At 41.0% G+C, this 8,532-nt stretch carries 9 protein-coding genes and 1 riboswitch; all 9 genes read right to left on the bottom strand.

Translation table 11 applies throughout. From position 1 onward, the window contains the following. Window positions 1-247 precede the first annotated feature (247 nt). Window positions 248-397 (bottom strand): hypothetical protein, encoded by a 150-nt coding sequence (locus Q7U95_RS04350; protein ID WP_308752156.1) that lies wholly within the window; start codon window positions 395-397, stop codon window positions 248-250. 809 nt (window positions 398-1,206) lie between these two features. Further along, window positions 1,207-1,719, bottom strand: a complete 513-nt coding sequence (cobU, locus tag Q7U95_RS04345) for a bifunctional adenosylcobinamide kinase/adenosylcobinamide-phosphate guanylyltransferase (protein WP_308752154.1) — start codon at window positions 1,717-1,719, stop codon at window positions 1,207-1,209. After that, window positions 1,719-2,966 carry an ABC transporter ATP-binding protein gene (locus Q7U95_RS04340; RefSeq protein ID WP_308752152.1) on the bottom strand — a complete coding sequence of 416 codons (1,248 nt, stop codon included), beginning with the start codon at window positions 2,964-2,966 and terminating at the stop codon, window positions 1,719-1,721. Before Q7U95_RS04340 ends, cobU begins: the two co-directional genes overlap by 1 nt. After that, a complete protein-coding gene (locus Q7U95_RS04335) occupies window positions 2,967-4,010 on the bottom strand; it encodes an iron chelate uptake ABC transporter family permease subunit (protein WP_308752150.1) in 1,044 nt (347 codons plus the stop codon). A gap of 181 nt (window positions 4,011-4,191) precedes the next feature. Then, on the bottom strand, window positions 4,192-5,151 hold the full coding sequence (locus Q7U95_RS04330; protein ID WP_308752148.1) for a cobalamin-binding protein: 960 nt from the start codon (window positions 5,149-5,151) through the stop codon (window positions 4,192-4,194). A gap of 113 nt (window positions 5,152-5,264) precedes the next feature. Continuing rightward, a riboswitch (cobalamin riboswitch) is annotated at window positions 5,265-5,462 on the bottom strand. A gap of 26 nt (window positions 5,463-5,488) precedes the next feature. Continuing rightward, entirely contained in the window at window positions 5,489-6,031 is a 543-nt protein-coding gene (locus tag Q7U95_RS04325) for a flavin reductase family protein (protein ID WP_308752146.1), read from the bottom strand. Next, a complete protein-coding gene (locus tag Q7U95_RS04320; protein ID WP_308752144.1) occupies window positions 6,028-6,834 on the bottom strand; it encodes a pseudouridine synthase in 807 nt (268 codons plus the stop codon). Before Q7U95_RS04320 ends, Q7U95_RS04325 begins: the two co-directional genes overlap by 4 nt. Window positions 6,835-7,013: 179 nt before the next feature. Then, the gene (gene scpB, locus Q7U95_RS04315) at window positions 7,014-7,601 is read right to left on the bottom strand and encodes an SMC-Scp complex subunit ScpB (protein ID WP_308752142.1); all 588 of its coding nucleotides are present in this window, start codon (window positions 7,599-7,601) and stop codon (window positions 7,014-7,016) included. Beyond that, a complete protein-coding gene (locus Q7U95_RS04310; RefSeq protein WP_308752158.1) occupies window positions 7,586-8,359 on the bottom strand; it encodes a segregation/condensation protein A in 774 nt (257 codons plus the stop codon). Before Q7U95_RS04310 ends, scpB begins: the two co-directional genes overlap by 16 nt. Window positions 8,360-8,532 lie beyond the last annotated feature (173 nt).

Genomic DNA, 8,532 nt, shown 5'->3' with positions numbered 1-8,532 from the left:
GAGCGCCGACGAACAATCGATGAAGCGGGGTTTCGACCGAAGCTGTTTTTGTTTTTAGTTTTTAAAACCCCGTGGGCCGGGTGGACAGCGACCCTCCTCCGACAATGCTCCGGCGGGTAAGCATATGAGCACGCTTTTTTATATGCCATATCATTTTTAGGCAGAGAAATAGGCTGTTCAGGAAATAAGCCGAAGCTGTTTGAGCTTCGATTTATCGGAGCGAGTTCTGCAGGCGCCTGAACAACCGTTATTTCGGAGCCGTCAAAAAATGATCGGCCGTCCTTCTTTTGCTTCGTTTTCTTGGACGAGCAAGAAAATGAAGGAAGTAAAGTTTCGCAATGAGAGAATCGACTGAGTAGGCGCGCGCCGTGCCTACCGGCAGGTAGGCAACAGCCATAAACTATCAGCTACATGCTATATCATTCAAAAATAGCTACCAGCTTCCAGACTCCAGCCGCCAGGAAAATCAAAAGAGTTTTTTATTGGTTTTGGTTTCTAAGTCCGGGAGGGTTGCTCGAAGGTGATTTATGAGAGCGCCGACGAACAATCGATGAAGCGGGGTTTCGACCGAAGCTGTTTTTGTTTTTAGTTTTTAAAACCCCGTGGGCCGGGTGGACAGCGACCCTCCTCCGACAATGCTCCGGCGGGTAAACCCTCCAGAGGCGGGCAAGCATATGAGCACGCTTTTTTATATGCCATATCATTTTTAGGCAGAGAAATAGGTTGTTCAGGAAACAAGCCGAAGCTGTTTGAGCTTCGATTTATCGGAGCGAGTTCTGCAGGCGCCTGAACAACCGTTATTTCGGAGCCGTCAAAAAATGATCGGCCGTCCTTCTTTTGCTTCGTTTTCTTGGACGAGCAAGACCTGCCTGCCGGTAGGCAACAGCCATAAACTATCAGCTACATGCTATATCATTCAAAAATAGCTACCAGCTTCCAGACTCCAGCCGCCAGGAAAATCAAAAGAGTTTTCTCGTTCATTAAAGTTTTTTAAAAAATTTAGGTTTCTAAGTCCGGGTGGGTTGCTCGTGGGCGACCCTCCTTCGACAATGCTCCGGCGGGTAAACCCTCCAGAGGCGGGCAGACGCAATGACAGTGAGTTTGAGATTGCCGCGCTCCGCTCGCAATGACGAGAAAGAACTGTTTCATTCTCTATTCGCCATCTGCCATCAGCTATCTGCCCCGCCAGCGGCGGGCAAGCATCTGCTATTTAACCTTCATCGGTATTCCCGCAACCATCAAGTAAACTTCTTTTGCTGCCTCAGCAACCAACTGATTAACTTTGCCGAGAATATCCCTATAATCACGAGCAAGTTTGTTGTTGGGAACAATGCTCAGGCCCACCTCATTTGAAACAAATATAACTTTACCTTTAAAATTGTTCACCACGTTAAGGGCTTTGGAAATGTCATCAAACACTTCTTTTTCTGAAAACTTTCTCATTAAATTTGAAATATAAAGGGTTAAGCAGTCCACAATTACTACATCGACCCCAGAGTCAATTTGACGTAATGTTTCCATCAAATCATCGGGTGCTTCTAAAGTTACCCAATTTAAAGCTCTCTCCCTTTTATGATTTTCTATTCTTGTCCGCATTTCGTCGTCTAAGGCTTCGGCCGTAGCTATATAAACAACTTTCTTAGCTTTTGATGCCATCTTTTCAGCAAAAAAACTCTTCCCCGACCTTGCTCCCCCTAAAATAAAAGTTAATTCCGACATCAGCTTTTCTCTCCCATAGCCTTTAGAATATCGTTATTATTTTTAGCTTTAATTGCTCCTTGTTGGTAAAGTACCTCAATTAATTTTGAGGCTTCCCCCCCCGTATAATCTCTCTCTTCAATCGGCGTTTTTTCTAAGATGATTACCTTTTTTCCCATTTTCATAGCTCTTTCTGTTGCCAACAAATTTTTGTAGTTCCCTTCACCTATAGGAATATTTGCCAACACCACAAAATCAACTTCTTTAATTGCCTCTAAATTTAATTTAAACGCTTCATCGGAAATTGATGAAAAAGGTGCTTCCGATATAACTTCAACCCCAATTTTTTCAGCAACTTCTTCGTCAGTATCCAACACATTTAAAACTCCCACTGAAACACAATAGCCCATCTTTTTTAGGTCATGCATTATCGAAACGCCTGCTCCGCTACCGCAAATTATATGCGCCTTTATCCCGTTCGTCTCCCCCAACCTGTCTGTCTTTGGAATAGTTGTAATATAACGTTTTCCCGTTAATGGATTGCGATGAACCAAAACATCTACCCCAAAAGCTTTGGAAATATTTTCGGTGGTTAAGACTTGGTCGATTGGTCCATCATCAAGAATTATGCCGTCTTTCAATATAACGAGTCTTTCACAATAGATCGCAGCTAAATTAAGATCATGGATAACTACGATAACGATTAGCCCTTCAATATTTAATTTTTTTACAAGTTCCATGATTTCAAGTTGATAATTTATGTCCAGATGTGAGGTTGGCTCATCTAAAATCAAAATTTTTGGCTCCTGAGCAATTGCTTGGGCGATCACCACCCTCTGTTTCTCCCCACCGGAAAGTTCATTAATCTTTCTGTTAGCAAGATGAAATGTATCCGTAGCTTTCATGGCGCGCTCTATTGCAAAAAAGTCTTCTGAAGTTTCAGCACGAAATCTTCCAAGATATGGGGTCCTTCCCATTGAAACTATCTCATAGACCGTAAAAGAGAACTCCGTATGAAAACTTTGTGGAACCACCGCGAGTTTCCTTGCAATTTGAGTTGCTGACAAATTTACCAAACTTTTGCCTTCAATTAAAATTTCTCCTTTGCTTTTAAGAACGCCCGAAATTCCTTTAACCAAGGTGGATTTTCCACAGCCGTTGGGCCCAACTATGCCCACAAACTCACCTTTGCTAACAGATAAGCTAATGCCCTTTATGATTTCTTCCCCATTACCATAGTCGCAGTGAACATTCTTAAGTTCCAGCATCTAAAATAAACCTCTCTTGCTTCTCTTTAATAAGTAAATAAAAAACGGTGCTCCAAAAAGGGCCGTTATTACGCCTAGGGGAATTTCGGTCGGGGCCATCAATGTCCTCGCTAACAAATCGGAGAAAACAACAAAAGATGCTCCAAATAAAGCGGAACAAGGAATTAAAATTTTGTGGTCGGGGCCGGTTACTAAACGAACCATGTGTGGCACAATTAAACCAACAAAACCAACTATTCCGCTAACCGCGACCGCCGAAGCTGCCAACAAAGAAGCCACCACGATTAGTATTTTCTTTATTTTTTCGGCTTCGATTCCAAGCTGCTGGGCTCTTTCTTCACCAAGAAGCAAGAGGTTTAAATCTCTAGAAAAGTAGAAAACTAGCGGTAATCCCACCGCCAAGAACGGGAGTACCACCATCACGTGATCCCAGTTTTTAGATGAAAATCCTCCCATGAGCCAAAATATTATGAAATGAAGGTCTTTGCCTCCAAGCACCATTACAAAAGATGTTATGGCGTGAAGCAATGCCCCTATGGCAACACCGGCAAGAAGAAGCGTTGCCACGGGAACCTTGGTACCCGTTCTGGCTAAATTGTAAACAAAAAATATCGTTATGGTCGCGCCGACAAAGGCAAGTACGGGAACGAGCGAAAAACCCAACACTCCGAACCCTTTAAAAACTATCGCCGCAAGCGTTGCTCCCAAAGCCGCCCCGGATGATACACCTATAATGTATGGGTCGGCCATCGGATTTTTAAATATTCCCTGATAAACTACACCGGCGACCGACAACGCAATGCCAACAAGAACGGCTAGAACAACCCTGGCAAATCTAACCTTGAAAAGTATTGTTTCATAAATGCTCAATATGTTCTCATCCAGTGTCAGCTTCGTGCCAAAAACTTTACTTGCAATAATTTTTAATGTAGTAACAAACGGGATTGAAACAGCACCTAGCGAAGCCGCCAGAATTATAATTCCTCCAAGTAAAACCAAGAGAAACAATATGTAAATTATGTTTTTCCCTTTAAATTTATGCATTTAACACCCATCAGTCGGGAGTCTCTTAGTCCCGCTAGAGGCGGGCAATAGGGAGTCGGGAGTTTTCTGGTTCCTTAGTTTCTTGGCTACTAAGTCGCTATGTTGCTACGTCGCCAGCTCCCGTTACCCTATACCCTTAACATTTGACTTTTGACTGCTTTTTAGCTATCTGTTCTATGCATCAATAAAGTTCAGGGTGAAGAATCTTTGCAACTTCCATAAGGCCATCAATAATTCTAGGACCAGCCCTTACAAGAAGGTTCTCATCGACAACATACACTTTTCCATCCTGAACAGCCGAAATGTTTTCCCAGCCCTTCCTCTCTTTTACTGCCCCCGGCTCACCCATGCTCCCCTTTGGAGCAATGATAATCTGAGGATCCTTCTCAATTAAAACTTCTACGCTAAGCTGAGGATATTCTTCTTTAGAGTCAGCAGCGATATTTTCTCCCCCAGCCATTTCAATAATCTCATATATCAAAGTACCCGGGCCAACAGTCATTATTGGGTCATTCCAAACTTCGTAATAGACCAACGGTCTTTGTCCATCAGACAAGTTTGCACCCTTAGTTTTAACACCATCTATTTTTTCATTCATATCCGCTATTAAATTCTTGGAAGCATCGGCTTGTCCCGTTAATTTTCCAACAGTCTCTATGCTCTCAATAACATCTTTAATGTTTTTAGGATCGACAACAAAAACGACAACATTTACATCTTCAAGTTGTTTTAGAATCTCCCCGTGCATGCCGGTAGCCAGAACTAAATCCGGTTTTAATTCGATTATCTTTTCAATATTAGGATCGCTAAACCCGCCAACTTTATCTTTGGATTTTGCTTCCTCCGGATAATCGCAGAAATCAGTAACTCCTACTACTTTGTCCCCAAGACCCAGGGCAAACAATGTTTCGGTATTGCTTGGAGCTAAAGAAATTATCCTTTCGGGTTCTTCTTGAACCTCAATTTCTCTTCCAGCATCGTCGATAAGTTTTAAAGGAAAAGAAAGTGTTTCAACGACCTTCTCTGTCTTTAATTTGTCTGACTCAATCACCTCTTTGTTTTGCGATGCACAACCCACAACAAAAACCGTCAACATCAAAATGCTCAACAAGATTGCAGTTATTTTTGTAAATTTCCTCACTAATCTACCTCCTATAATTTATATTTTAAAAATTAAGCACAAAAACAAAAAACCTCAAGCTCCGCTTGAGGATAGGCACTAAGTTTCTTTCATTTTTTATCACCCCAATCCACGAAGGTTTTCTTACTTTAGGCAGGTCTCCTGACTTTCGATTCATCCTAATCGCTGTACCTTCCCACCCCATCAATAATGGAGCAGTGGCAAATTCGCAGCTTTCGTCCTCGATTACAGTGGCGGGTCCGTGGCCGATTTTCACGGCCTTCCCTTATACCCAAAGTATTATTAAATTAAACTAATGTTATTCAAAGTAGCCCAGTAAGTCAAATTACCAATTTACTTAATCGACACTTACAACTCTTTCAGCAACGACAAAATCCTTACCCGTGACATGAAGCAACGGTTTCGCTTTTGGAACATCGAGTTTTTCCTCTCTCCAAAAAATATCTTTTACCTCAACGTCCACAATCCTGCCAATTACAATTACGTGATCTCCGGCTTCTTTTTCGAACTCTAAAATACATTCGAGCCAACCAAAGCTCTCTTCAATTTTGGGGACCGAAACCATTGTTGATTTTGTTTTGGTAAAAGACGCTTTCTCAATCTCGCTAACGCCCTTTGGAAATTTTTCAGAGCAAATCCATAATTTATTTAGAATATTCTCCGATGACATATTTATCACAAATTCTCTGGTTTCTCTAATGTTGGCTAAAGTGTGCCTCTGTGGCGCAGAGGCAAAGGCGACCAGCGGTGGGTTAGAAGAAACTGGCATAACAAAACTGAAGGGTGCCGCATTCGACCTCCCTTTTTTATCCGCTGTTGTTATTAAAACTGCCGGCCTAGGTGCTAAAATTCGATAAAATTTTTCTTTTTCGAGTTTCATAAAATCTCCTCCTTACTCTCAAGATTTATTTCTTTCTTTAATAATTTAACTTCTGTATCTGTAAGATAACGATATTCGCCCAACTTTAATCCCTCAACTGAGAGAGGACCGTAATTTATCCTCTTTAATTTAATTATGTTGTGCCCGATTGCTTTAAACATTCTTCGGACCTGACGCTTGCGTCCTTCTGATATGGAAATCTCAATTACCGAATTCTTGGTTCGTTTTTTTAAAAGCTTAACCTCAGCCAGATAAGTAATACCGTCATCTAATTCTACTCCTTTTCTTAATTTAGTTAATGATTCTTCAGTTGGATATCCGTCAATTTCAGCAACATAAGTCTTTTTAAACTTAAAACTTGGGTGCATTAGTCTGTGGGCAAGCTCGCCGTTGTTGGTAAAAATTAAAAGACCTTCGGTCTCTTTGTCAAGACGGCCTACGGGAAAAACTCTCGCTTTTTCTTTTACTAAATCCATAACAGTTGGCCTATTAAAAGGGTCACTTACCGAGGTTAGATAACCGACTGGTTTATTTAACATAAGATAAATTTTTTCTGGAATTTTAAGTATTTTGCCTTCTATGTCAATAACATCTTTTGAGGGGTTGACTTTAAAACCAAGTTCTTTGACAATTTCACCATTTACCCTAACTTTTCCCTCCGCTATTAATTTTTCACACTTCCGGCGTGAAGCAACACCCGCCTCCGCCATCACCTTTTGCAACCTTTGCAAATGTCTATCTATTCGGGAGTCGTTAGTTGGGATTTGGAAACTTTTTTTTCGTTTTGTCTCTTTACTCTCCATTTAACTTTACCTGTTATCCTTAATCCTGACCTTACCCCTTACCCTGTCAGTCGGTAGTCTCTTAGTTGGGAGTCCCTCCAGAGGCGGGCAGGCGGGAGTTTGTTGGCCAGATTACTGGTTTTACTATACTCCATACTCCATACTCTATTCGCCATCTGCTATCTGCCATCAGCCATCTGCTAGCTTTCCTTCTCTATCTTTTCAACACGATCTGCCATTAGTGTTAGCTGAAGTTGTTCTATTGTTTCATCATCAGGCGCAAAATCTTTAAGGGGAGGTAATTCTTTAATGTTTTTCAAGCCAAAGTTTTCAAGAAAGATTTTCGTTGTCCCGTATAAAATAGGTTGTCCTGGCCCATGTTCCCTGCCTACTTCTTTAATCAACCCTTTCTCCTGAAGGGAAGCTATGGCTCCCATAGAATTAACTCCTCTTATGGCACCAATTTGTGAACGTGTTACCGGCTGTCTATAAGCTATAATTGCCAAAGTTTCAAGAGAAGCTTGACTGAGCTTTCGATAATCGGCGGAAAGAACAAGCTCTTCAATGAAGGGAGCGTAGGCAGGATGCGTAAAAAAGCGATAACCTTCAGCTACCTCTCTGAGTTGAATCCCTCTGTTCCCTTGTTGATATTCATCGACTAATTTCTTTAAATTTTTCTCGATTAACTCACCATCAAATCCTGTTATTTTAATCAATTTTTTTAAAGTTAAGGGCTCGTCCGCAACAAAAAGAAGAGCTTCGAGTACCCCTTTTATGTTAGACTCCATAAACCTCCTCCATTGTTTTCCGGCATTGAAGATTCGCAAAATTTCATCTCAATCTCACCAAAATTTTCCGCCTGGTTAATTTTCAACAAACTGTTTTTATAGAACTCTAAAATAACTAAAAAATAGGCTACTATCTCAGCTTTGTTTTTGCAATCGGCCGTAAGTTCACGAAAAGTTTGATTTTTTGTACGCCTTAACTTGTCAGCTGCCGTTGAAAAAATTTTCTTAATATCGATGGATGTGGGAATCACATGTGAAGTATCAATAATTAAGGCATTTTTCTTGACAAGAAGTTTTATTATCGCATCGGCTAAATCGTCAATTGACACGTCTTTTAAAAAATCGGGCAAAAGTTTGAGAAATTTTTCCTCCGGACCTACTTCCCGTTTATAATACCGGCTCTCCGATTCCAGCCTCGTAGCTAAACTTAAGGAAGCGTTTTTAAATTTTTTATACTCAACTAAACGAGCAACAAGGTTTTGCCTTGCCTCTTTGGGGGAGATTTCATCCTCCTCAAAATATTCAACCTTTCCTGGAAGAAGATTTGCAGATTTCATTTCCACCAGTGTGGCTGCAACCAGCAAAAATTCGCTGGCAGTTTCCAAATTCACAGTCTGTAATTGCTCAACATAAGAGAGATATTGTTCGGTTATTTCAGCAATTGGGACATCATAAATATCAAGTCTTTGTTTCATTATTAAATTTAAAAGAAGGTCAAAAGGTCCTTCAAAACCCTCAATTTTTATTTGATAAGACATTTCCACTATTTCTTCTCTTCCGTTTCTGGTTTTGGACGTCCTTCGTCTCCATTTGCCTTAATTTGCCCGATAATCTGTCCTTTAATCCTATCAGTCGGGAGTCTCTTAGTGGGGAGTCGGTAGTTTGTTGGCCAGATTGCTGGTTTGCTAGTTGGTTTTCTCCATACTCCATA

It is taken from the genome of Candidatus Oleimmundimicrobium sp. (genome assembly GCF_030651595.1).
Taxonomy (GTDB): domain Bacteria; phylum Actinomycetota; class Aquicultoria; order UBA3085; family Oleimmundimicrobiaceae; genus JAUSCH01.
The sequence above is the reverse complement of the archived record's forward strand: the minus strand, read 5'-3'. Positions and strand labels throughout refer to the sequence as shown.

Excerpts from the sequence above, each read along its gene's own strand:
- Q7U95_RS04350 (WP_308752156.1), bottom strand. The coding sequence starts at position 397 with ATGGCTGTTGCCTACCTGCCGGTAGGCACGGCGCGCGCCTACTCAGTC.
- cobU (WP_308752154.1), bottom strand. The coding sequence starts at position 1,719 with ATGTCGGAATTAACTTTTATTTTAGGGGGAGCAAGGTCGGGGAAGAGT.
- Q7U95_RS04340 (WP_308752152.1), bottom strand. The coding sequence starts at position 2,966 with ATGCTGGAACTTAAGAATGTTCACTGCGACTATGGTAATGGGGAAGAA.
- Q7U95_RS04335 (WP_308752150.1), bottom strand. The coding sequence starts at position 4,010 with ATGCATAAATTTAAAGGGAAAAACATAATTTACATATTGTTTCTCTTG.
- Q7U95_RS04325 (WP_308752146.1), bottom strand. The coding sequence starts at position 6,031 with ATGAAACTCGAAAAAGAAAAATTTTATCGAATTTTAGCACCTAGGCCG.
- Q7U95_RS04320 (WP_308752144.1), bottom strand. The coding sequence starts at position 6,834 with ATGGAGAGTAAAGAGACAAAACGAAAAAAAAGTTTCCAAATCCCAACT.
- scpB (WP_308752142.1), bottom strand. The coding sequence starts at position 7,601 with ATGGAGTCTAACATAAAAGGGGTACTCGAAGCTCTTCTTTTTGTTGCG.
- Q7U95_RS04310 (WP_308752158.1), bottom strand. The coding sequence starts at position 8,359 with ATGTCTTATCAAATAAAAATTGAGGGTTTTGAAGGACCTTTTGACCTT.